The sequence below is a fragment of the Mycobacterium sp. 1245805.9 genome (assembly GCF_001672915.1).
GTDB lineage: Bacteria > Actinomycetota > Actinomycetes > Mycobacteriales > Mycobacteriaceae > Mycobacterium.
The window spans coordinates 56,981-79,746 of the sequence record NZ_LZKR01000034.1 but is presented as its reverse complement, the minus strand read 5'-3'; the positions used below and the strand labels follow the sequence as shown (position 1 = coordinate 79,746).

General features: G+C 67.4%; 18 protein-coding genes and 1 pseudogene. 11 read left to right on the top strand and 8 right to left on the bottom strand.

Annotation, left to right across the window (positions count from 1 at the left end; genetic code table 11):
* Positions 1–3 precede the first annotated feature (3 nt).
* Entirely contained in the window at positions 4–1,257 is a 1,254-nt protein-coding gene (locus tag A9X00_RS05665; RefSeq protein WP_067150256.1) for an MFS transporter, read from the top strand.
* Here A9X00_RS05665 and A9X00_RS05660 read toward each other — a convergent pair.
* The gene (locus A9X00_RS05660) at positions 1,250–1,942 is read right to left on the bottom strand and encodes a type 1 glutamine amidotransferase domain-containing protein (protein WP_197515064.1); all 693 of its coding nucleotides are present in this window, start codon (positions 1,940–1,942) and stop codon (positions 1,250–1,252) included. The two genes, A9X00_RS05665 and A9X00_RS05660, sit on opposite strands and share 8 nt — an antisense overlap.
* Positions 1,943–2,235: 293 nt before the next feature.
* Here A9X00_RS05660 and A9X00_RS05655 point away from each other — a divergent pair, with 293 nt between their 5' ends.
* A complete protein-coding gene (locus tag A9X00_RS05655; protein ID WP_067150253.1) occupies positions 2,236–3,243 on the top strand; it encodes a YihY/virulence factor BrkB family protein in 1,008 nt (335 codons plus the stop codon).
* A 203-nt stretch (positions 3,244–3,446) separates the two neighbouring features.
* Complete coding sequence (locus A9X00_RS05650) at positions 3,447–5,009, top strand: PE family protein (RefSeq protein ID WP_067150250.1); 1,563 nt, start codon at positions 3,447–3,449, stop codon at positions 5,007–5,009.
* 9 nt (positions 5,010–5,018) lie between these two features.
* Here the strand turns inward: A9X00_RS05650 and A9X00_RS05645 are convergent, their stop codons facing one another.
* From A9X00_RS05645 to A9X00_RS05630, 4 genes are read right to left on the bottom strand one after another with little or no spacing between them, the layout of a single operon-like run.
* Complete coding sequence (locus A9X00_RS05645; RefSeq protein ID WP_067150247.1) at positions 5,019–6,095, bottom strand: PDR/VanB family oxidoreductase; 1,077 nt, start codon at positions 6,093–6,095, stop codon at positions 5,019–5,021.
* 10 nt (positions 6,096–6,105) lie between these two features.
* Complete coding sequence (locus A9X00_RS05640) at positions 6,106–7,011, bottom strand: alpha/beta fold hydrolase (protein ID WP_067150244.1); 906 nt, start codon at positions 7,009–7,011, stop codon at positions 6,106–6,108.
* 23 nt (positions 7,012–7,034) lie between these two features.
* On the bottom strand, positions 7,035–7,943 hold the full coding sequence (locus A9X00_RS05635) for a metal-dependent hydrolase (RefSeq protein ID WP_067150241.1): 909 nt from the start codon (positions 7,941–7,943) through the stop codon (positions 7,035–7,037).
* A gap of 40 nt (positions 7,944–7,983) precedes the next feature.
* Positions 7,984–11,244 carry a fatty acyl-AMP ligase gene (locus A9X00_RS05630; protein WP_067150238.1) on the bottom strand — a complete coding sequence of 1,087 codons (3,261 nt, stop codon included), beginning with the start codon at positions 11,242–11,244 and terminating at the stop codon, positions 7,984–7,986.
* Between the two features lie 557 nt (positions 11,245–11,801).
* Between A9X00_RS05630 and A9X00_RS05625 the strand changes: the two genes are divergently transcribed.
* Positions 11,802–12,062: a hypothetical protein gene (locus A9X00_RS05625; RefSeq protein WP_067150235.1), complete on the top strand. Its 261-nt coding sequence runs from the start codon at positions 11,802–11,804 to the stop codon at positions 12,060–12,062.
* 59 nt (positions 12,063–12,121) lie between these two features.
* Here the strand turns inward: A9X00_RS05625 and A9X00_RS05620 are convergent.
* Positions 12,122–13,152: pseudogene (locus A9X00_RS05620) on the bottom strand (diacylglycerol kinase family protein).
* 188 nt (positions 13,153–13,340) lie between these two features.
* On the opposite strand from A9X00_RS05620, the gene A9X00_RS05615 reads away from it, so the two are divergent.
* Positions 13,341–14,210 carry an oxidoreductase gene (locus tag A9X00_RS05615; RefSeq protein WP_067150232.1) on the top strand — a complete coding sequence of 290 codons (870 nt, stop codon included), beginning with the start codon at positions 13,341–13,343 and terminating at the stop codon, positions 14,208–14,210.
* A 139-nt stretch (positions 14,211–14,349) separates the two neighbouring features.
* Positions 14,350–15,267, top strand: coding sequence for a DMT family transporter (locus tag A9X00_RS05610; RefSeq protein WP_067150230.1), 918 nt, complete (start codon positions 14,350–14,352; stop codon positions 15,265–15,267).
* Between the two features lie 7 nt (positions 15,268–15,274).
* On the opposite strand, the gene A9X00_RS05605 is transcribed toward A9X00_RS05610, so the two are convergent.
* Positions 15,275–16,408 (bottom strand): BTAD domain-containing putative transcriptional regulator, encoded by a 1,134-nt coding sequence (locus A9X00_RS05605; protein ID WP_067150227.1) that lies wholly within the window; start codon positions 16,406–16,408, stop codon positions 15,275–15,277.
* Positions 16,409–16,472: 64 nt separating this feature from the next.
* The gene (locus A9X00_RS05600; RefSeq protein ID WP_082974710.1) at positions 16,473–17,879 is read right to left on the bottom strand and encodes a serine/threonine-protein kinase; all 1,407 of its coding nucleotides are present in this window, start codon (positions 17,877–17,879) and stop codon (positions 16,473–16,475) included.
* A gap of 196 nt (positions 17,880–18,075) precedes the next feature.
* Here A9X00_RS05600 and A9X00_RS05595 point away from each other — a divergent pair, with 196 nt between their 5' ends.
* From A9X00_RS05595 to A9X00_RS05575, 5 genes are all read left to right on the top strand, one after another.
* Positions 18,076–19,266 carry a hypothetical protein gene (locus tag A9X00_RS05595; protein ID WP_067150224.1) on the top strand — a complete coding sequence of 397 codons (1,191 nt, stop codon included), beginning with the start codon at positions 18,076–18,078 and terminating at the stop codon, positions 19,264–19,266.
* Between the two features lie 14 nt (positions 19,267–19,280).
* On the top strand, positions 19,281–20,249 hold the full coding sequence (locus A9X00_RS05590; RefSeq protein WP_067150221.1) for a hypothetical protein: 969 nt from the start codon (positions 19,281–19,283) through the stop codon (positions 20,247–20,249).
* Positions 20,246–20,908: a hypothetical protein gene (locus A9X00_RS05585; RefSeq protein WP_067150218.1), complete on the top strand. Its 663-nt coding sequence runs from the start codon at positions 20,246–20,248 to the stop codon at positions 20,906–20,908. The genes A9X00_RS05590 and A9X00_RS05585 overlap by 4 nt, the downstream gene beginning before the upstream one ends.
* 69 nt (positions 20,909–20,977) lie before the next feature.
* On the top strand, positions 20,978–21,748 hold the full coding sequence (locus tag A9X00_RS05580) for an esterase (RefSeq protein WP_082974703.1): 771 nt from the start codon (positions 20,978–20,980) through the stop codon (positions 21,746–21,748).
* 218 nt (positions 21,749–21,966) lie between these two features.
* On the top strand, positions 21,967–22,713 hold the full coding sequence (locus A9X00_RS05575; protein ID WP_082974702.1) for a sensor domain-containing protein: 747 nt from the start codon (positions 21,967–21,969) through the stop codon (positions 22,711–22,713).
* Positions 22,714–22,766: the final 53 nt, after the last annotated feature.

Below are 22,766 nucleotides of genomic sequence, written 5' to 3'. Positions count from 1 at the left end.
GGCATGACTCAGGGAACCCTCTCGAAAGACTGGCTGCGGCCCGCCGCTGCGGTCGCGGCAATCGGTTGGGGCGCAAACCAATTCGCACCGCTGATCGTGCTGTATCAGCAGCGTGGCGTCTCCGTCGCGGCGACGGAGGTGATGTTCGGGCTCTACGCGGTCGGCCTGGTCCCGGCGCTCATGGTGGGCGGCCGCTGGTCGGACCGGGCCGGGCGCCGCGTCGTGGTGATGACGGCGTTGGTGGTGTCCCTGGTCGCCTCGGCCGTACTGATGGCGGGGTCGACGTGGCATGGCCTCCTTTTTCCTGGCCGGTTGCTGGCCGGAATCAGCAGCGGCCTGGCGTTCGGCACCGGTGCGGCGTGGATCAAGGAACTGTCGTCGGCGAAAGCTCACCACCAAGGGGGAGCCCGGCGCGCGACGATCGCGATGACGATCGGTTTCGGCGGGGGCCCGCTGGTCGCAGGCCTTGTCGCGCAACAGGTTTCGCGCCCCGAGCTGTGGCCCTACGTGCCCCAGATCGCGCTCTCGGTACTGGCGCTCTTCGCGGTAAATGGGGCCGACGACGCTTCGGGCACCGTCGCGGCCGCGACGAGCACTCAACGCCGCGCCGGTCGCGACGAGTCGCTGGCGAAGCACTTGCTGGCGGTGTCGGCGCCCTTCGCGCCTTGGGTGTTCGGGACTGCCGCCATCGCGCTGGCCTACCTGCCGGCGCTGGTCGCACACCGGGCGGGTTCGCAACCGCTGACCTTCGCCGCGGTCGCGACGGCCATCCCCGCGCTGGCCGGGGTGCTCGTTCAGCCACTGGCCGCCCGCCTGCGCCCCGATGCCCGAACCGGCCTCCTGACGCCGGCCATGTTGACCGCCGTCGGCGCGCTGATCGTCGCCGTCTGGGCCGCGTCCGCGTCCACTGTGTGGGCGGTGCTGATTGCGGCGGCGGTGCTGGGCGCCGCGTATGGCGTCACGCAATTCGCCGGCCTGGCCGACATCCAACGCGTCGCCGAGCCGGCCCGGCTCGGAGTCGCGACGTCGGCCTACCAGGCGTTGAGCTACCTGGGATTTGCGGTGCCGTACTTGCTCACCCTCGGCCACACGCACCTCGGCTGGTCTGCCGTGACGGGGTTGTGCGTGGTGACGGCGGCCGCGCTCGCGTCGCTGCTGTGGCTCAGCGTGGGACGCCGCTGGGGTCGCCGGCGCCGCGCGTCGAGCGCATCGAGCGCGGACGTCGACGACCGAGCGCCTGCGTCCGCGCCTATTTGAGGACCTTGAGCAACTCCTGCGCCAGCGGCCCCGCCGAGGCGGGGTTCTGCCCGGTGTACAGGTTTCGGTCGACGACGGTGAAGGGCTTCCAGATCTCGCCGCGGACGAAGTCGACGCCCATCTTCACCAATTCGTCCTCGGCCGTCCAGGGCGCCGTCTCAAGCAAGCCGATACCGTCCTCCTCGTCGTTGGTGAATGCGGTGACCCGGTAGCCCGCAAATGGTGATGCGCCGTGGCGCCGGGTGGCCAGCATGGCGACCGGCGCATGGCAGACAATGGCGAGGGGTTTGCCCGAGGCGAGCGCGGCGGTGAGCAGCCGGCCCGAATCGGCGTCCCGCCACAGGTCCTCCATGGGGCCGTGCCCGCCGGGGTAATACACCGCGTCGTAGTCATCCAGGCGGGCGTTGGCCAGTTCGATTGGCCTGCGCAACTCTTCGGCGGACCGCAGGATCTCCTCGAGCTGGCGGGCGATCGCCTCGCTGCCGGCCATCGATGGACGCAGACTCATCACGTCCACGTAGGGCACCACGCCACCGGGCGTCGCCACCACGACCTCGTGGCCGGCTCCACTCAGCGCGCTGTACGGGGCGGCGAACTCCTCGGCCCAATAACCCGTCGGGTGCCTGGTCCCGTCCTTGAGCGTCCAGAAACTTGTTGCGGTCATGACGAACAGGACTTTGGCCATCAGCCGATCCCTCCGTTTGGGCCGGCGGTCATACCGACGGCAAAAGTCTATGTGGTCCCGCGGTCGGCGGCAATGCGCGCCTGGGCCGCCCCAAGCTGGCACCGTTGATCGGGAATCTCTTGTGCGCCAACGTAATCAGTTCGTTGCCCGGCTCCGCCCCGCTACGGCCACGAAAAGCGGGCCGCACGGATTCAGCGAAGAACGGGGACCGTGGATTGACCCGTCAGGAATCTGGGTATGACCTGCTCATCCCATCGACTGGGTGTCGGCTTTGCAAGACGAAGAGAGCGCGGATGGTCGGCTGGCTGGACAGGCTGCAGCGGCGCAACCGCGCCGTCGGCGTGGTCATCGCGGTGATCTACAAATACCTCGACGACCAGGGCGGCTATCTGTCGGCATTGATCACCTATTACGGCTTCGTCTCGCTGTTTCCGCTGCTGCTGTTGATGACCACGGGCCTCGGGGTGGTCCTGGCCGGCCGACCCGATCTGCAAGAGCAGGTGCTGCACAGCACGTTGAGCCAATTCCCCATCATAGGAAGCCAATTGCATCAACCCGAGGGCCTCAGCGGCGGGGCCGTCGCCGTGCTCGTCGGCGTCCTCGGTGCACTCTACGGCGGCCTGGGCGTCGGTCAGGCGGTGCAGAACGCGATGGACTCGGTGTGGGCGGTCCCAAGGAACAAGCGCCCCAATCCGATCAGCTCACGCTTGCGCAGCTTGCTCCTACTGGTGATCCTCGGCTCGGCCGCCCTCACGGCCACCGCCCTATCCGCGATCGGACAGGCCACCGGATCGCTGGGAATCGTCGGCGAGATAGGCGCCTCCATCGCCGCCATCGCGATCAACGGGCTGATCTGCTTGGTGGCGTTCCGCGTGACCACCGCGCGACAACTCAGCTACCGCCAGGTTTGGCCCGGAGCGCTTGCGGCGGCGGTCATTTGGCAGATCTTGCAGCGGTTCGGCGCCGGCTACGTCGCGCACACGGTAAAGTCGTCCAGCGCCACCAACAGCGTCTTCGCACTGGTGCTGGGACTGCTGGCCTTCCTCTATCTGGTGTCGTCGACACTGGTGCTGTGCGCCGAGATCAATGTGGTTCTCGTCGAGCGCCTCTACCCGCGGGCACTGCTCACCCCCTTCGTGGACGACGTGGATCTCACCGAGGCCGACCGCAGAACCTACGCCAAGAAGGCAAAGGCGGAGCGCGTCAAGCCATTTCAGCGCGTCAGCGTCAGGTTTCGCGACCTGACCCGCAAGGGCACCCGACCGCGGACGCCGACCGTCGACAGCCGGCCCGGCGGCTGATCGGCGCCTCGTCTCGTTAGCCAGGCTGGCCCAGCATCGCGCCGGCCAATGGCAGTCAGATGGCCCGAATCCATCAAGTTAAGGGTTTAAAACCCCTGGTGGAAACCTCGGAACCAAACCTGCGGGCGTGATAGGCTTTGCGGTCCTGACGCCGGAAACCACCCATTTTCGGATTCACAAATGATTTGCCACGGAGGACGGATATGTCATACCTCATCGCAGCGCCGGAGGCGTTGGCCGCGGCGGCAACGGACCTGACGCAGGTAGGTTCCGCACTCACCTCGGCCAACGCGGCAGCGGCGACCACGACGACGCAAATGCTGGCGGCGGGCGCCGACGAGGTGTCGGCGGCGATCGCGGATTTGTTCGGGGCACACGGCCAGGCCTATCAGGCCGTCAGCGCGCAAGCAGCGGCCTTTCACAACCGGTTCGTGCAGGCCGTCAATGCGGGCGCGGGAGCGTATGCCGCCGCTGAGGCAGCCAACGCCTCCCCGCTGCAAACCCTCGAGCAGGACATTCTGGCCGCGATCAATGCGCCCACGGAGGCGCTGGTGGGGAGGCCGCTGATCGGTGACGGCGCCAACGCGCCCGCGGGTAGCGGTTTGAACGGTGGCGATGCGGGGATCTTGATCGGCAACGGCGGCAACGGCGGGTCCGGCGCCGGGAACTCTGGATCGGGCGGCAACGGCGGCGCCGCCGGCTTGCTGTGGGGCCGGGGCGGCGACGGCGGGGCGGGCGCGAACAATCCGAACGCGAACTTCTCCGGCGGCAACGGCGGCAACGGCGGCACCGGTGGACTGTTCGGCGTGGGCGGCAACGGCGGCGCCGGCGGCGTCGACGTCGCGCCGAACGGCGGAGGCGGCCGCGGCGGCAACGGCGGCAACACCTACGGGATCTTCACCAGCGCCGGCAACGGCGGCGCCGGTGGCGACGGCATCCATGTAAACGGCGATGGCGGCACAGGCGGCAGCGCGTTCTCGTTGATCGGCAACGGCGGCAACGGCGGACCCAGCGGCACCCTAGGCGTCACCAACACAGAACCCACCGGCGTCGGTGGCAACGGTGGTAACGCCGGGCTGTTCGGCAACGCGGGCAGTGCTGGCATCGGCGTAGACCTCGGCGGCGTACCCGGCGCCACCTACTTTGTCGGCAATGGTGGGAATGGCGGGACCTCGCAGGGCGGTGGCAACCCCGGGTTCTTCTGGGGCAACGGCGGCAACGGCGGGCCCGGCATGGACTTTGCCGCCTTCGGCGGGGGACACATCGTCGCGGCTCCTGGTCCGGGCGCGGGTGCCGGCCTGATCGGCAGTGGTGGGGCCGGCGGCAGTTCGACGATCCTCGCCGGTGCCGACGGGGGCAACGGCGGGTTCCTTTGGGGCAACGGCGGTGCCGGCGGTAACGGTGGGGACCCTTTGGTGCCGTTCGAACCCGGCTCCAACGGCGGTAACGGCGGCGCCGCCCTTGGGCTGTTCGGCAACGGCGGTGCCGGCGGCCACGGCGGCAACGCCATCGGGGCCGGCAACCAGGACGGCGGCCACGGCGGCAACGGCGGCCGCAGCGGCCTGGTGTTCGGCGACGGCGGTCGCGGCGGCGACGCGGGCAACCCGACCGGCACCCACGTCGGTATCGGGGGCGCCGGCGGCAGCTCGGTGCTGATCGGCAATGGCGGTGACGGCGGCAACGGCAACCCCGCCGGGGCAGGACACGGCGGACCCGGTGGCCAGCGTGGGGTGCTGTACGGCACGACGGGGACGACCGGGTTGTAGCCCGCGCCGTCAGGCGTCGATCACCACGCGGTCACTCTTCGCCCGGGAGACGCAGACCAACATTTCGTCGTCACCTTCCGCACCACGCCCCCGGCGATCGACCTGTCCGGCAAGCACTTTGACCTTGCAAGTCCCGCAGAACCCCTGCTGGCACGAATACGCGGTCGCCGGTTCGCGGTCCAGCATGACTGCCAGCGCCGACCGGTTCGCCGGCACACTGAGCACCCGTTTCGATCGCGCCAGTTCGAGCTCGAACGGGACACCGTCGACGACCGGCGGCGGGCTGAACCGCTCGTAGTGCAGCGGCGCGTCGACGTGGGCGTCCCGGGCCGCACGAACCGCCTCGAGCACGGCAGTTGGCGCACAGATATACACGGCCGTCGCCGGGCCCGCGCCCGCCAGCAGCTCGCCGGTGGTCGGGAAGCGGCCCCGCTCGTCGTCGGCCCACACGGTGACCCGATCGGCGTCCACCGCCAGCACCTCGTCCAGCAGCGGCATGTAGTCGCGCCCCCTGCCGGCATAGATTGCGCGCCAGTTGATTCCGTGCTGCTGAGCCAACCGGATCATGGGCAGGATGGGCGTCACCCCGATGCCACCGATGACGAACAAAATGTCACGTTCGTCGGTGACGAGGTAGAACGCGTTGCGCGGGCCCTCGAACTCCAACGTGTCGCCCACGCCGAACGCGTCGTGCATCTCGATGGAACCGCCGCCGCCGTCGGCGATCCGGCGCACGGCGATGCGGTAATCGGTGCGCCGCCCGGGCGGACCGCACAGCGAATACTGCCGGCGGCGACCCGAGGGCAGCCGAACATCGATGTGCGCGCCCGGAGTCCACGACGGCAGCAACCCGCCCTGGGGATCGGCCAACGTCAGCGCGACCACGTCGGGCGTGAGAAGCTCACGTTTGACGACCGTCGCGGCGATGGCCCGCCGCACCGGCGATATCCGCGACGGCGTCCAGCGCGACGCCGACGCGAAGCCGCCGAACAGCGAACCCACACCCCACAAGGCCGTGTAGCTCCGGTCGCGCTTGCGGCGGCCGTAGAGGTCGGCGGGTCTGCTCGCCCAAATACTCTCTGTCACAGCGAATTTCCTATGCCTGTCGTACGCCGCTGGTCAGTCTGACCCACTCGTCCGTATACCGGGCGACGACGTCGGGATGCGAGGCCACCACCCAGTGGCCGCCCTCGATAGAGACGATCCTGCCCTCGGGCGGTATCGACCCGGTGAACCGCTGCAGGGCGGGCGTCACGAAATAGTCTTTGTGAGCAACCAGCACCTGCACCGGGACTTCGGTCTGCGGCAGCTTCTCCGGCGGCGCCAAAATCGGCGCCGGCATGTTGGCACGGTACAGGTTGAGCCCGTTGAGGTAGTCCTTGATCGAGCGGATCGACGCCGCACGCCGTTGGCCGCGGCGCCGGGAGCGGCCGATAAGCTCCACCGCCTCAAAGACTTTCATGGTCGCCCGGGATCGGATCGCCACCTCGGGTGCACCCGGGCACAGAAAGAACCAGATATACGCCGAAGCCAGAACCTGTTTGACGACGTTGGCCACGGCGCGGGGCGTGCGCGCCGACCGCAGAAACCGGCCCGCGTAGTTCAGGTGTGGCCCGGAGATCGACGTGAACGAGGCGATTTTGCCCATCACCATGTCGTCGGTGACCGCGGCCCAGCCCTGAATCGATCCCCAGTCGTGGGCCAGGAGGTGGACCTCGTCGACTCTCAGGCTGTCGATCACCCTGTCGATGTCGTCGACCAGCTGGGTGAGCCGATATCCCGATCGATCTGCCGGCGTTGTGGATTCGCCGGCGCCGCGCACGTCGAACGCGACGAAGTTGTACCGGTCGGCCAGTCCCCACGCGACGGCGTCCCATACCTGGTGGTTATCCGGATATCCGTGGATCGCCAGTATGGTCGGGCGCTCGGGGTCGATCCCGGTGTGGGCGTGCACGGCGAGCGCTACGCCGTCGGACGCCGTGACGGTGGTGGTGTAAGGCATGTTTGAGTTCTCCGCGGGAAGGCTCAGTGCGACGCCCGCGCGGCGGGCGATCTGGCCAAGTAGTCGACCGCGCGTCCCACCCCACCCAGTTGGGAGGGGTGAAAGCTCGGCTTGTAGTACGCACCGATGACGCCCAGGAACTCAAACGGTCCGGGCACCAAACCCCGTCGCGCCGCGCGGAAGTAGTCCCGCCAACGCGGTTTGGTCCCCGGCGGCAGGTTCGGGTCGACGGAGTACATGAACCGGACGCCGCGGACGAACAACCACAACAGCGCCGGCGTCACCAACAGCTGGGTGCGCACCCGCCGCCAGTAGCCCGCTTGCAGATGCTTCATGGTGTCGAACGCGACGGCCTTGTGTTCGACTTCTTCCGCCCCGTGCCAGCGCAACAAGTCCAGCATTACCGGGTCGGTGCCCAAGGCGTCGTGTTGCGGGGTGTCGAGAATCCATTCACCGAGGATGGCGGTGTAGTGCTCGAGGGCCGCCACCATCGAAACCCGTTCGAGCAACCAGCTTTCCCGTCGTCGCCGGCCCCCCCGGGGCCGGTCGCCGATGAGGCGCTGAAACAGCCAGGCCATCTGGTCGGTGAACGGTGTCACGTCGATGCCCTTGGCCGCGAAGTGCCCGAGCACACCCGAGTGCGCCTGCGAATGCATGGCCTCCTGGCTGATGAACCCCTGCACGTCCAGCCGCAGCTGATCGTCCTTGATCAGCGGCAGGGTGTTCTTGAACGCCTCGACGATGAACTCCTCGCCCGCCGGCAGCAACAGGTGCAGGACGTTGCAAAAGTGGGTGGTGAAGGGTTCGTTGGGCACGTAGTAGAACGGCAGCGCCGCCCAGTCGAATTCGACGTCGCGCGCCTGCAAGACGATCCGCTCGTGGTCGAGGGATGCGTCGTGTGGACCCGTCGCCTGGTCGTCGACCGTGAACATCGTGGACCCCCTGGTGACTCGGCTGTTGCGCGGCGACACGCTAAGCACTGCGTTGCGCCTCCCCCTCAGCCTCGGTGATCAGGCCTTCCTGACGCAAGAACCGCACGAGATTCTCGACCGTCTTCGTCAGGGCAGGCTCCCGCAGATGGACCTTGGCCAGCGTGCGAGCGTGCCGGTATTGGGTGTTGTCGTAACGCTTTTCCCGCATCGCCGCGATCTTGTCCGCCGAGCGGGTCAGGAAATCGACCAGCGGATAGAGCTGATCGCGCGGCGTGCACCGGCGGTTCAGCTGCTCGGTGAAGGACGGGATGTCATGGTAGTCGAAGCGGTAGCCGTAGCGTTCCGACAGGATCCGCGTGATGTCCGTCAGGTTGTAGTAGTCGTCCGCGGTCATGTTGAACACGCTGCCGGCCTCGGCGGGGAGGTTCATCAGCGCGACGATGTGATCGGCGATCAGGTCCGCCGGCAGCATGCTGAGCTGGTTGAGCGCGTTGACGGCCACCCCGTGCTCGATCATGAACGCGGTCAGGCGCACCAGGATGTCGTCCACGCTGCCGAAGCCCGCCCGGGTGGGCGAGATCAGCGAGGGCCGGAAGATGCGCACGTCGAGCCCCTGCCGCTGCGCCGCGAGGACCAACTGCTCGGCGACCCACTTGGTCTGCGAGTAGCCGAAGTCCAGGCCGCTCATCTTGGTGTTGGCATCCCACTCCCCGACCACCGGCTCGGTACTCCAGCCGTAGATGAACGTGCTGGAGACCAGGTGGAACGTCTTCTGGTGAGCGGTCATCGCCAGGCGCAAAAGCTCATGCGTGCCAACCACATTGGCCGCGCGCAGCGCGTCGTACGTCCTGACGTAGTTGACCAAGGCGCCGTTGTGGACGATGGCGTCGACGCTTTCGGCCAGTCGCCGGAAGGCCGCCTCACCGATACCCAGGTGAGGCTCGGCGAGGTCACCGCAGATCACTCGCACCCGCGCGCGGACCTCGGCTTCCAGCGCCGGGGACCACAGCTGAGCGCGGTGCAGCGAGGAGATGATTCGGTCCAGCCCATGGGCCGGGTCGGTGGCGCGGACCAGTGCGTGGATCGTGTAGGACGTCTGCCCCAGCAGGCTGTTCACCAAGAACGGCCCCAGGAACCCGGTGGCACCCGTCAGCAGGATGTCGCTCGCCGGACCCGATTGCGCGATCGGCAGCGGCGGCAGGGGCAGCCGCGCATCGGCGCGCATCTGCTCCATCTCCTGCGCCTCGTACATGGCGGAGATCTGATCCAGCGCCTGCCGCAGGGCCTCGACGGGCTGCCCGGACCGATCGCCGAATTGCCGCATGAGCCGGAAGAACTCGGCGACGGTCAGGCGCTGAAGCAGTCGCGTGTTGACCTCCTCGGCCAACTCCCCCGCCCCGTGCTCTTCCAGCAGCGCCTGCAGGTCCGCGCGCAGCTCCGCCAAGGCGAGCGAGTCGATCCCGAGGTCGGCGAAGGAGCAATCTTCGTACCCGGTGAGGTCGTAGCTCTCGATGAGATTTTGGAAGCGTGCGAGGGGGCCCGCGCTGGCGTCCGGCCCGTTGTGGGTGTGGTGGGCCGTCTGGTTGACCCAGCTCGCCAGCGCGGGCAGCTTGCCGTCCAGCCACAGCTGGCGCGTCTGCGAACGCCTGATCTTCCCCGAGGTGGTCTTGGGGATGCTGCGCGGCGGCGCAAACACGATGGTGTGGGGGTCGATGTGGGCGTTCCGGCGGATCGCTCGCGCCAGGGCCTTGCCGTCCGGGAGGTCGTTACCGTCCCGCACCTCGGCGACCACGACCAGCGCTTCCTGCTCCTCGGGGTCGTCACGTTCGACCGCGAACGCGGCGACGCAGCCGTGCCGGACCTGCGGGGCGGACCGTTCCACGACCGCCTCGATGTCCGACGGGTAGCAGTTGACGCCGCGGACGATGATTAGGTCCTTGGTGCGGCCGCAGACGAACAGCTCGCCCTCGTAGAGGAAGCCGAGATCGCCCGTCCGCAAGTAGGTGTGCTCGTCATCGCAGGCGATGCGGGCGCCGAAGGTTTCCGCGCTGGCCTCGGGGCGATGCCAGTAGCCGCCGCCCTTGGACGGTCCGTCCAGCCAGATCTCGCCGACCTTGCCTTGGCCCAGCGCCTGCCGGGATTCGGGGTCGACGATGCGGACCACGTTCCCGTCGGCGGGCTTGCCGCTGCTCACCAGGGGGGTCTGATTGTTGTTCTCCGGCAGGGCCTTTTCGACCCGCACCACGTTCTGCTGCAGGGCCCGCTTGTTCACGGCCAGCGTCTGCCGGCCCCGCACGGAAACGATCAGGGTGTTCTCGGCCAGGCCGTAAGCGCCGGTGACCGCGTCGGGTCGCAGCCCATAGGGAGTGAAGCGCTCCCGGAAGCGGGTAAACGTTTTGGCCCGCAACGGCTCTGCCCCGATAAGCATCGACTCGAGGCTGCTCAAATCGATGCCCTTGAGCTGCGACGCCGGAAGCTTGTCCTCGCGCAGGCAGTACTCGAGCGCGAAGTTCGGTGCGGGCGTGCGGGTGGCACGCACGTCGCTGATGAGCCGCAGCCAGGATGAGGGTCGCTTGAGGAAGTCCTCCGGTGACATCGCGTGCGTGCTGCCGCCGATCACCATGACGAACAGGTAGGCGGAGATCAAACCCATGTCGTGGTGCTGCGGCAGCCAGCTGACCACCACCTCGCGGTCGGGGAAGGCCGACGCGTTGGCGATGACGTTGGCGTGGGTCACCACCACGCCCTTGGGGTCGCTGGTGGAACCGGACGTGTACTGCAGGAAGAGGACCCGCCCGGGCTTGTCGGCGACGGGGGCGCCGCCGAAGTTTCGCGTCCCGTCGGTCGCGACCCATGGCAGCTCCGGGAGCCGCTCGGCTTCCGGCCACGGCATCGCGCCCTGCCGGTGGCCGAGCAACTGACGGAAGTCGGACTCGAGTTGCTTGGTCGACAGCACCGCCTTGGCCTGGCAGTCCCGTGCGATGAAGCTGAGCTTGGCCAACCCCGACTCGAATGCCATGGGCAAGGGCGGACTGACCGGGACGGCGATGACTCCCAGGCGCGCGCAGGCGTAGAACGCGGCCACCATCTCCAGACCCGGCGCATAGACGAGCAGCGCCCGATCTCCCGGCCGAAGCCCGGCTTCCGTGGACAGGTAGGCGGCCAGCTCGCGCGTCCGCTCCGCGAAGCTCCGGAACGTGTAGTGCTCGAGCTCGCGGCCATCGGCGTCGACGAACCGGAAGAGGGTCTGGTCCGGTTTCCGCGCTTCCCACATCCGCAGGTAATCGATCAGCGTCTCCATCGAGGAGTCACTCCCCTTCCAGGTCGGTGGTCCGATTAAGCCGAAATCAAAAGAAGAACTGCGACGTCGCAATTCACTCACGGTAGCGCCGTTAATCGACGTCACGCAAAGCCATTTGGCCGCCACACACGGACTTCACAGGTCCGAGTGATGCATCCCACAGCGAGCACATTTTCTAACTCGCCAGAAATGTTTATGTGGATACTGGTTTCAGTAGCTCAGTACGCCGATTGCCCTCGATAAACCCTGGTACAGCGCACATACGCGGATACTGACTTACGGACACGCGACATTCCGTAGGTAATGACTAAGCCGAATGCGACCAGACAATGAAAGCGTTCGGATAATTCCGGCCAAAAGGGACTCCATTGCAAATTCGCCGCTATTGCGGAGTTGCATTTCCAACGCGTCCAAGCCCGGCATCTGACAACGGCAGTTCGCGGCGTAAGCGAGATGCCCGGGGGGGCCACGCGGCAGGGCAGGACTCAGAACCTACGGATATACTGAAACTGACTTACTGACCAACCGCGTACCGGTTACGACGAGGGAGTCACCCGATGAGCACTCCGGACCGCATGGCCGCGGCGCCGACCGATCGCTTCGCGGTCGGACGAACACGTAATCCCCGAACACGACGAACGGTGGACCTTACGCCCGCCCAGCATCGAGCCCTCGACATTTGGCAGCGAGACGCCGCCGACCGCCTGGGCGTCGCGCGCGTCACCGGGCAAGAGGTGCTTGCCACGCTCGTCGACCAACTGCTCAACGACCCAAAACTCGCGGCGCAGATCACGCGGAACATCCAGGCCAAGCGGTAGCGCCGCACGCCCGTCGTCAGGAATCCGAAGGCCGCGAATCGATTCCGCGCGACATCGCGTCACGCAGCGGCCGCGCTTCGAGCGCGGCCGGTAGTTGACGCCCGACCTGTGCGACGCGGATTCGCGGTCCGGCGCGGGCCACGAGCCGCACGATGCCGTCGAAACGCTCGCCGTCGATGATCGGCGACAGCGGCTCGTCCTCGGCCTCGATGATCATCTCTTCGCCGTTGACGTCGCGCACCCGATCACCCGGAAGCGTTCCGTCGCGGAGCGCCGAGGGCAGGTGCGCGATGATCCTCGAGGGCCGCAGGTACCCGGCCTGGAAGTGCAACGCGCCCGGTTCAGACGCTTTCGGGAACAGCCGGAAACCTGCGCCGATGTGCAGGTCGATAGCGCCGGCGTGCAGCAATGTGTGTGTCCGCGTGGGGACCTCGACGCCGTCGATCACCACGCGCGCATGCGTGGGAGCGAACAGGCGCGTCGCATAGTTGGACTTGTTCGAGTGCCCGGGGACCACCTTGTTGGTCAGGTAGTCGCCGAACGAACGGGCCATCACTCGAACGACGTCCGCCCGACCATGCGTGTGGTTGTCGTAGTACTTGTCGTAGAACCGGTTTCCGACGCCCCCGGCGGCCAGGCCAAAGCAGAGCCGGTAAAACTTTGCGCCGTCGGCGGTTTCGCCGTCGAGCGCCAAGGTGTCCAGAAACGTTTCGGGCGGCGCCTGATTCGCCTCGGCCGCGGCGACGAGTGCGCGCAAAACCGCTTCGGGCCGGCCTCGCACCCGCGCCTTGCGAGCGACGGCGTTGACGCTGCCGCCATTGCTGGGCACGAACGCGGGCCAGCCGTCCGGATCGTCGGCGCAGTGCCGGGTTTCGTTGATCAACCAGTTCAGCGATCCGTCGCCGCCGTCGCTGATCAGGTGGCTGACCCGCGGGTATAGCTTCGCCACGGCGTCGCGCAGCTCCTCGACCGAGGTGGTTTCGTGCACCTCGCCCCACGGGCCGAGAATGCGCCGCATCTCGGCGGCGACATCGTGGCGTGCGGCACGATTCTTGCGCGCGAGCGGATTGACGATCACCCCTAGATACATCCCGACGTCCCCACCCCGCGCCAGCTCGACAAGCGCCCCGTGCGCCCACCTGGAATTTCGCTGGCCATCTCCGCACCATACCCGTGACGGCTAAGTGGGCGAGCCGACGCGAAACGCCGCATGGTCGCGGTGGTTCCAAAACCATTGCCCGGGACGGCCCCTGCGGCTTCGCAGCTAGGGTGGCTGCCATGCCAGGTTGGACCGCGGCAGACCTGCCGTCATTTTCGGGACGCACCGCCATCGTGACCGGCGCCAGCGGCGGGCTGGGCGAGGTGACCGCGCGGGAGTTGGCACGGGTCGGCGCCCACGTCATCCTGGCCGTGCGCAACACCGACAAGGGGCACGCCGCGGCCCGGCGAATGAGCGCTCAGGTCGAGGTGCGCCGGCTCGACTTGCAAGACCTCTCCTCGGTGCGAGACTTCGCCGACCAGATCGACGAAGTCGACGTGCTCGTCAACAACGCCGGCATCATGGCGACGAAGCGCGCGGTCACGGTCGACGGGTTCGAGGGTCAGATCGGCACCAATCACCTCGGTCATTTCGCATTGACCAACCTGCTGCTGCCCAGGCTGACCGATCGGGTCGTGACGGTGTCCTCGCTGCTGCATCACATCGGCTACATCAGCTGCAAGGACCTGAACTGGCAGTCCCGCCCGTACTCGGCGTGGCTGGCCTACGGCCAGTCGAAGCTGGCCAACCTGCTGTTCACCAGCGAGCTGCAGCGGCGCTTGGACGCGGTCGGTTCTCCGCTGCGCGCGCTGGCGGCGCACCCCGGTTGGTCGCACACGAACTTGCAAGGCAACTCCGGTCGTAGATTCGGCGACGCGGCGGTGTTGGCCGTCGACCGCATCGTGTCCACCGACGCCGACTTCGGCGCCCGGCAAACGTTGTACGCCGCATCGCAGGACCTGCCGGGCGATTCGTTCGTCGGCCCTCGATTCGGCCTCTACGGCCGCAGCCAGCCGACCTGGCGAAACTGGCCGGCCAGGCGCGCAACCACGGCCGCCGCGCTCTGGGAGCTGTCCGAACAGCTCACCGGCACGAAATTCCCACTCTGAGGCTGACCGCGCAGCCGTCGACGCGCCCCTCTCACGAGTCGCGGTTAGATTTGTGGGTAGCCAGTCAGCAGCTTGCGGCGTGGATCCGCTACGACGAGCCAGCTAACAGCGAAATGAGTTCGGGTGAGGAGGTTATGCCATGTCGGATACGAACCTGGCGGTGCTGCTCGCCCTGTGCGCCGCGTTGGCATCCGCGGTCGGCAATGTGATCCGGCAGCGTTCCGCGCAGGAGGTCACCGACAAGCAGGTCGGTCATCTGACGCTGTTCGGCATGTTGCTGCGCGACAAACGTTGGTGGGTCGGCGGTCTGGGCGACATCTCGAGTTACCTCCTGCTGGCCTGGGCCCTCGACGAGGGGTCGGTGCTGTTGGTGATGTCGCTTCAGGTGACGGCGCTGCTGTTCGCGCTGCCGATCTACGCCCGGGTGACCCGCCATCGCGTTAGCCGCGGCGAGTGGCTGTGGGCGATCGTGCTGGCCGCCGCATTGGCGGTCATGATCGTGGTCGGGCAACCCGCGGGCGGCCAGGAGCGCGGCTCGCTCACAGCCTGGTTGGTGGTGGCCATCGTGATGGGCCCGCCGCTGCTGCTGTTCTTGGTGGGCGCCCGGATCTGGTCGAACCGTCCGGCGGCGGCATTGCTGCTGGCGGCGGTGGCGGGTTCGTTGCTGGCGGTGTTCTCGGTGCTGATGAAGGGGGTGGTCGACGTGATCGAACACCACCCCGGCCAGTTGTGGCAGACCCCCGAGTTGTATGCGTGGCTGTTCGCCGGCGTCGCCGGAATGATCATTCATCAGTCCGCCTATCGCGCCGGCGCGCTGACCGCCTCCCTTCCCACGATCATCGTCGCCAAGCCGGTCGTCGCAGGGGTGCTCGGAATCACCGTCCTGAGCGAAACTTTGCGCGCCGACGGCACCGAATGGTTCCTGCTGGCGGTGGCCGCGGTGGCGGTGATCGTTGCGACCATCGGCCTGGCCCGTGGCGAGGCGGCGACGATGTCGGCCGGCGCCGGACGCGACGTGAAGGTCACCGACCGACCGAAGGCGGCCTCCCAAGCCTGAAAGATGTTCAGCCGCCAGATATTTCGAAGATGAATTCGTGGTCGCAGATGGAAATGCGGTCCCCATCGGCCAGCGTCGCGCTGGTGCGGATCCGTCGATCCGCGACGTCGACCCCATTGGCGGACTGCAGGTCGGTGATCACAAAGCTGTTCCCCGTGTCGACGATCACGGCGTGGTGGCGGCTGACGGTGTCGTCGTCGATGACGATGTCGTTGTCGGAGAGGCGGCCGATCCTGGTGGTCGCCCCGCGCAGCGGATGACGACCGCCGGCGGCGTCGCGCAGGTATGCCACGGCGGACTCGCGGGATTCCTCGGTCGGCCTACGGAGCGTCGCGACAACGCGTGTCGCCGTTTCGCGGGCAACCTGTTTGACGTCGAGCGGCTCCTGGCGAAGGATCCGCTGGTGCAGGCTCCGCAAGGTGGGCCCGGGGTCGATGCCCAATTCGTCGGCCAGCGTCGTCTTCAGCCGAGCGTAGGCGTCGAGTGCGTCGTATTGCCGCTCGTTCAGGTAGTAGGCCGTTATCAGCTGTGCCCACAACGGTTCTCGGTACGGATGCTCGGACACCAGCGCTTCGAGCTCACCGATAATCGAATGGACTCGCCCGCAAGCGATCTCGGCTTCCGCACGCGTGGTCAGCGCCACCAGCCTGTCCTCCGCCAGTCCGGCGGCGAAGGCCTCCACGAATTCGAAGTCGCGCAAGTCCTCCAGCACCGGGCCGCGCCACTCGGCTAACGCGGCCGACAGGTGGCGGCTGGCCTGGTCGAACCGACCCGCCGCGGCCGCCTCGATTCCGGCCTTTTGCTCGACGGCGAAGCGCCCCACGTCGCATGCCTCGTCGGGCACGTTGAGCCGATAGCCCGGCTGGGTGCTGACCAGAACGGCAGCGGCATCCACGCCGGCGGTGCCCACCAGTCGGCGAAGCCGAGACACGTGGGCGTGCAGGCTCGCCCGCGCCTCGGGCGGCGGCTGCTGTTGCCACGCCGCGTCGATCAGCGAGTCGATCGGGACGGTGCGGTTTCGATTGATCAACAACGTCGCCAGGACCGCCCGCTGTTTCGCCGCGCCCAGCGCAATCTCGGTGCCGTTGGCGCTCATCTGTAGCGGTCCCAACACCCCGAACCGGAGAGGGTCGTTGGCCATCGCGGTAGCAATCCCTTCGGCTCGGCGGTGCGTCAAACCCATTCTGGCGTGCCGGACCCCGCCGTCACCAGAGGTACACGCGGGCGCCGCTGCCCCCGACGCAGGTAATCCAGCTGTCACCCGGGTGCTGCTGGCAGTGCATGAGGAAGTTCGAGCCATTGCACAGCGCGCCGGGCACGGTCTTGCAGTCGACGGCGCCCGGCGCCGACACGGCCCGAGGCAGCGGGCTGGCGTCGCCGTATTCAGCCCAGTAGGACGTCAGGACGCTGTTGGCGAAAAGGCATGACGTTTCCGGAGTCCCGCGTCCGGCGTGGGTGCCGAACCCCGTCGCCGTCGGCAGGGAGAAGCCTTGGTCGCAGGACTGATGCAGGACGCTCAGGTCCGGACCGGTGATCAGCGGGGGCACTGCGGCGCGCGGTGGCGGGGTCGGCGGCTGCCCGCTCGGCCAGTGGGCGACGAGCACGATGACCACACCGATGCCCGCGAGAATCAGGGCGGCCGAGACCCCAATCACGGTCGGCAGCAGCCATCTCCGCTTGTCTTCGCGCGACTGGCGCTTCGGGAGTTCCCCGGTGACGATCTCGTCCGTCGGGCCGCTTGACGCCAAGCCCACGGTCGTAAACGGCCGGGTGCCGTCCATTTCGGACGATGAGCTGCCCAACGCGCGCTGCGCCGCGCGGGCGAGGGCACCCGCCGTTCCGTACCGCTCGTCGGGGTCTTTGGCCATGCCGCGCGCGACGACTTCGTCGAGCGCCGCGGGAACGCGCCGATTCACCATGCTCGGTCGCGGGGGCGGCAACACGAGGTGGCCCGCCACCAGGTGCTCGAGGCTGTCGCCCGCAAACGGGGCGTCGCCGGTCAGCGCCTCGTATAACACGCACGCCAGGGAGTAGACATCCACGGCGGGCGTCGTCGCCCTGTCGTTAAACCGTTCGGGCGCCATGTAATTCAAGGTGCCGATCTGTGTCCCGGCGGTCGTCAGCCGGGGGTCGCCCTTGGTCTGGGCGATGCCGAAATCGACGAGATACACGAAATCGGCCGGGGTGACGATGATGTTCTGCGGCTTGACGTCGCGATGAATCAATCCCTCGGCGTGCGCCGCGTCCAGAGCGGCGGCGACCTGACCGATGATCGACACCGCGCGTGCGGGCGTAAGGGGGCCCTGCGCGATCAGATCGAGCAGCGTCTGCCCCTGCACCAGGCGCATGTCGATGTAGAGGCTGCCGTCGATCTCGCCCCAGTCGTGGATCGGGATGACGTGCGGCTCCTGCAGCATTGCCGCCGCCTGGGACTCGCGCTGGAACCTGGCCCGAAACGTGTCGTTGGTCGAGAGCTCGTCGGCGAGGATCTTCAGCGCGACAGTCCGGCCTTTGCGGGTGTCGTACGCCTCGTACACCACCCCGCCGCCGCCCTTGCCGAGCAGACGCGTGAGGTTGTAATTGCCGAACGTCATACCGACGCGCGAGTCCACCACCACCGCCTCGATTCCTCGGGTACGGAGGCAGTATCTCCTGAGGCGGCCGGGCGATGCAGCTCTTTGCTGCGAGAGCCATCCCGGGCGGGTCGTCACCCCACACAAGGTTGGCGCAAGAAACGCGCAAGGACAGCGCCGGAGCCTCTACGTGACCGGGCAGCAAAGACCCGGACACGTTCTTCAGGAGCCCGATATGACCACCATGTCTCGCACGATGTTGGCGCTGATGGCAATGGCCACGGCCGCCGCCTCGATCACCCTGGCACCGGCCTCGCACGCCGAACCCGAAAACTCTCAGCCGATGGCGGCCCACGGCGTCGAGGCCCCGCTCGCAACCGTCCCCTGGTCGCAGGTCGGTCCCGGCTGGATGCTCGCCATGTGGAGCCCGGTTCCGGGCTTGCATCCCGGCGAAACGCCGCCGCCGGGCACACCGACCTGGGAGACGGCAACGACGACGCTGTACCTGGTCGACCCCGCCGGTGGCCGCTACCCGATCACCACCTTCCCGGCGCCGGGCAAGGGGCAAAGCCCGAAGCTGTTCGACTGGTCGGGCGACGGGACGCGCGCCCTGTTCGCCACGGAGGAGACTGACCGGACGGTCGTCACCGAGGTCGACGTGCGCAGCGGCGCGAAGACCACGTTCACCGTCGACCGCATCGGCGTCAACCCGCGCTACACGCTCCCCGACGGCAAGGCGGTGCTGCTCTACAAGTGGAAAGAGTCGAAGCCCGGGTCGCTCGAACGAGTCGACCTCGCCGGCAACCATCAGATGACGTATCCGGTGGGGCAGGACTTCGACGGGTATCTGTCCACACCGGACGGCACGCAGCTGGTGCTCGGCACGGCCTCCGGCCTGGCTCTCATGGGCAACGACGGCGCGGCCGGCAAGGCGCTGCCGATCGCCGGCGCGTCGAACTGCACACCAACGCGCTTTTGGGACGCCGACTCGACGATCGCCGTCACGCGCTGCGGTGGCTCCGCCGGATCGCAGCTGTGGCTAGTGCCCATCGACGGTGGGACACCGACCGCGCTCACCGCACCGAACAACGGGCAGCACCGTCCCGACTACGGCGACTTGAACGCGTGGCAGGTCCCCGCCGGCAGGTACGTCCAGGCAACCGGGGCGTGCGGCGTCATCTTCCTCGCCAAGGTCAACGACGACGGCACGACATCGAAGGTCTCGGTGCCCGAGGCGAAAAGCGACAGCGTCGCCGTGCTCGGCGTCAACGACGGCCACCTCGAGCTCAAAGCCAGGGCCGGCTGCGGGGGCGGTCAGGCACTGATCGACTTCAACCCCGCCGCAGGCACCTCTACGGTGTTGCTCGGGCCTCCGGTCAACGGCGGTGGTGTCATCCATGCGGTGCCCTACCCGGGCCAGCGGTAGAGAGGGTGACCGACATGACCAACACCGCACGCCACCAACGGCTTGGAAAGCGTCTGCTGATAACGGCGCTGACCATCGCGACCACAGCGTTCGGCGCCGCATGCTCAGTGAGCACCCCCAACGCGACGTCAACCATCTCGCCGAGTGGTCCGGCGGCCCCGACGCCGGCGCCCCGACAGACCGTGCTGCCGTTCACCGGCCTCGAAAGTCCGCACGATCTGGCGGTGGACACCGCGGGCAACGTGTACGTAACCGACCTTCATCACTCCAAGGGCGAAGCGGGGCTGCCCTCCGTGACCACCCGCCTGATCAAGCTGCCGGCAGGGTCGAACACCCAAACGGTGTTGCCGCAGTTCGTTAACGCCGACCTGGTTGCGGACGCCGCGGGCGGCGTGTGGGTCATCGACGCGGGACACGAGCAGTTGGTGAAGCTGGCGGCGGGGTCGAGCCCTCAGACCGTGCTGCCACTGCCCGATCTCGGCTTGCGCAGCGAAGTTCTCGCGGTGGATTCCGCCGGCGGCGCCTACGGCACCGATGGAGGCGGGGTGTACCCCGACGGCGGGTGCTGCCGGCGTGTCAACGTGGTGAAGGCCGAGGCGGGGTCGCACACCCCGACGGTGTTGCCTTTCACACACATCCTCGGCCTCGGCGGAATGGCGGTGGACGTCGCCGGAAATGTGTACGCGGGCGAGTTCAAGCAAGTGCTGAAGCTGGCGGCTGGCACGGACACCCAAACGGTGCTGCCGCTCGACCTTGGCGGTGTCGGAGGCATGGCGGTGGACTCCGCCGGAGGCGTGTACGTCGTCGACGCCGAGCGGAAGCAGGTGCTCAAATTGGCGGCCGGGGCGGACAAGCCGATCGTGCTGCCGTTCAGCGGCCTCAATAAGCCAGTAACGGTCGCGGTGGACGCCGCGGGCAGCGTCTACGTAGCCGACATCGGCAACCACAACGTGGTCAAACTAAATCCAGGAGACCAGAAATGAAGCCGAAGCTGTCGCTTCTCCTCGCCGTCGCGATGGCGTCGTTCGGTGTTCTCATCGCGCCGCCCGCAATCGCCGACGCGGGGTGTGGGCCGGGCGGGCCACCGCCCGGCGCGGCGAGCAAGGACGTCAGCGACGTCTACGGCCAGCCGGCCACGCTGTGGATCACCGACATGGTCGTCGGCATCACGACCGCCCAGGGCTACGGGGAGGCGGAGATAACCAGCCCCAGCCCGCTTCAGCGCTCCGCGTTGCTGATCGACGCCCAACAGGACGGCAATCACCAGATCATCGTCGACGCGGGCCGGGAGGCGATCCTTTATGCGGTGTCTGGCTGCACCATCACCCCGGTTGCCGATCCGCAAGGCGCAAGCTTCCGATTCGACCTTGGTCACCGGAGGGGCAATGGCGACGGCATCGGCTGTAGCGATCTCGGCGACGGCCGTCGCCTGGTCGGATTGCTACAGGATCGAGACATACACGGCACACCCCTGTTGACGGTGCGCCGCACCGAAATTGACCTGAATGGCACCGCGGCGACGATCGGCCGCTCGGACACCGTCACCGCAACGTCGCTTCAGGACCCGGCATGGACCTCGGCGGCAACCATCAGCTGCGGCGACTTGACCATGAAGCGGGACGGAGTTCGCGCCACCGGTTGACGGGCGCGCGTCGCATCCACGCAAGGCTCACGCAAGAATCGCGCAAGGCCTCCCCCGCACCCTTTACGTATGAAGAAAGCGATCACCCGAGCCCTGACGATTGGGCTCGCCACGGCGGCACTCTCGCTGGCCGGCTGCTCGACGACCAGCGGCACAGCGACGGCCCCATCCGCGATGGCCCGATCCACGACGGCCCCGGCTGCGACGGCCACCACATCGACTGCGGCGCAGGGACAATCGGCGTGCACCGATCTCGGCGGAACCATTGGCCCCAACGGGATTTGCCAGGTCCGAAGCGCCACCCCCACCTACAAGATCGAGATGAGCTTTCCCATCGACTACCCGGAGATGCCGGCCGTGGCCGCATTCCTCAAGCGGGATCGCGACGAGTTCATCGACTGGGTTGCCACGATCGGACCACACGACGGTCGCAATCGGCCGTATCAGTACGCCGTCACCGCGAAGACCTACCGTTCGGGCAAGCCGGACGCCCGCACGCAGAGCCTGGTGCTCAAGATTGACAACGACACCGGCTTCGCGCACGAAGGCCACCCGAACACCACGTTCCGGGCGTTCAACTTCGACCTCGCCAAGCACGTCCCGATCACGTTCGACACGTTGTTCAAGCCCGGTGCAAAACCGCTGGAGTTGCTCAACCCGATCGTCCGGGCCGAATTGGACGCGCCCGCTGCCGATCTCGACGAGACGACCTACCAGAACTTCGGGATCACCGACGACGCGGTGATCTTCTTCTTCGGCCAAGACCAGGTGGTGCATGACAACGCCGGACCACACAAGGTCGCGGTGGCCCGCATCGAACTCGCTTCAATGCTGAGCTGACACGGGACGGGCGATCGTGTATCCGGGCCGTAAGTAGGCGCGCGACACGCTGAGTTCATGCGAAAACGCATAGATAGCTCATAACCGGCATTTCACAACCGCTTTTGCTGTTCATAACTTCATAGTTGAGCGCAAACGGTGCGACACCCGACCAGACTGTGAATTTAAATCGCAGTTGCGGTGTTGTGCGGGGAGACGACCGGGCAGGAGAACAGCAAATGGCCGCAGCATCAGTGAAGGCGTCGGATGTCGGTGCCGTGCACGCCCACCGCATCGTTCTCGCCGTAGTGGTGGGTCTGTGCCTGATGCTGACCGGCTGCACGGTGTCCGCCACCGGGCGACCCGTGGCGGCGCCGAACCTGGGCCATTGGCAACCGGCGCCAATCCTCAACGCGCGCTTGGCGAACCTGTTGTTGAGCGCCAGGGACGTCAACGCCGTCGGGCAGACGACCAGCATGGCGCTGCGCAGGCCCATCTCGGAGATGTCGCACAGCGACGACGTGGTTTCCGATCGGAATTGCCTCGACGCCTACTCGCCGGTCGAAGCCAGCGTCTACCGAGACAACGGCTGGGTCGCGCTGGAAGGACAGTTTCTCGACAACGCTCGCGCGAAAGCCGACCACAACAAGCACGCACTGCTGCAGGCGGTGGTGAGGTTCCGCGACGCCGACGTGGCCCAGCAGTTCTTCAGCCAGGCCAAACCGCGGTGGGCCGCGTGCGCCAACCGGCCGCTGACCATCACCCAACCCGGCGACAACCCCGTCGCCTGGAAGTTCGGCGGGCTGACAGCGACCGACAGCACGTTGAGCCTCGTGCAGACCCTCGACACCGGCCGCGGCTTCTCGTGCCAACGCGCGTTGGGAGTGCGGAACAACGTCATCATCGACACGCTTTGGTGCGGATTCGACACCACCGACCAAGCGGGCGAGGTGGTCAACAAGATCGCCGCCGCCGTCGAGGTGTGACCGACCGTTGATTGCTGTTCGACCCTGATCGGCGTGGGCCACCGGATTCGCGG

Bases quoted from the DNA above. Each gene is read 5' to 3' on its own strand.
- A9X00_RS05615 (WP_067150232.1), top strand. From the start codon at position 13,341: ATGCCAGGTTGGACCGCGGCAGACCTGCCGTCATTTTCGGGACGCACC.
- A9X00_RS05665 (WP_067150256.1), top strand. From the start codon at position 4: ATGACTCAGGGAACCCTCTCGAAAGACTGGCTGCGGCCCGCCGCTGCG.
- A9X00_RS05595 (WP_067150224.1), top strand. From the start codon at position 18,076: ATGACCACCATGTCTCGCACGATGTTGGCGCTGATGGCAATGGCCACG.
- A9X00_RS05590 (WP_067150221.1), top strand. From the start codon at position 19,281: ATGACCAACACCGCACGCCACCAACGGCTTGGAAAGCGTCTGCTGATA.
- A9X00_RS05635 (WP_067150241.1), bottom strand. From the start codon at position 7,943: ATGTTCACGGTCGACGACCAGGCGACGGGTCCACACGACGCATCCCTC.
- A9X00_RS05585 (WP_067150218.1), top strand. From the start codon at position 20,246: ATGAAGCCGAAGCTGTCGCTTCTCCTCGCCGTCGCGATGGCGTCGTTC.
- A9X00_RS05655 (WP_067150253.1), top strand. From the start codon at position 2,236: ATGGTCGGCTGGCTGGACAGGCTGCAGCGGCGCAACCGCGCCGTCGGC.
- A9X00_RS05640 (WP_067150244.1), bottom strand. From the start codon at position 7,011: ATGCCTTACACCACCACCGTCACGGCGTCCGACGGCGTAGCGCTCGCC.
- A9X00_RS05625 (WP_067150235.1), top strand. From the start codon at position 11,802: ATGAGCACTCCGGACCGCATGGCCGCGGCGCCGACCGATCGCTTCGCG.
- A9X00_RS05650 (WP_067150250.1), top strand. From the start codon at position 3,447: ATGTCATACCTCATCGCAGCGCCGGAGGCGTTGGCCGCGGCGGCAACG.
- A9X00_RS05605 (WP_067150227.1), bottom strand. From the start codon at position 16,408: ATGGCCAACGACCCTCTCCGGTTCGGGGTGTTGGGACCGCTACAGATG.
- A9X00_RS05580 (WP_082974703.1), top strand. From the start codon at position 20,978: ATGAAGAAAGCGATCACCCGAGCCCTGACGATTGGGCTCGCCACGGCG.
- A9X00_RS05575 (WP_082974702.1), top strand. From the start codon at position 21,967: ATGGCCGCAGCATCAGTGAAGGCGTCGGATGTCGGTGCCGTGCACGCC.
- A9X00_RS05630 (WP_067150238.1), bottom strand. From the start codon at position 11,244: ATGGAGACGCTGATCGATTACCTGCGGATGTGGGAAGCGCGGAAACCG.
- A9X00_RS05660 (WP_197515064.1), bottom strand. From the start codon at position 1,942: ATGGCCAAAGTCCTGTTCGTCATGACCGCAACAAGTTTCTGGACGCTC.
- A9X00_RS05610 (WP_067150230.1), top strand. From the start codon at position 14,350: ATGTCGGATACGAACCTGGCGGTGCTGCTCGCCCTGTGCGCCGCGTTG.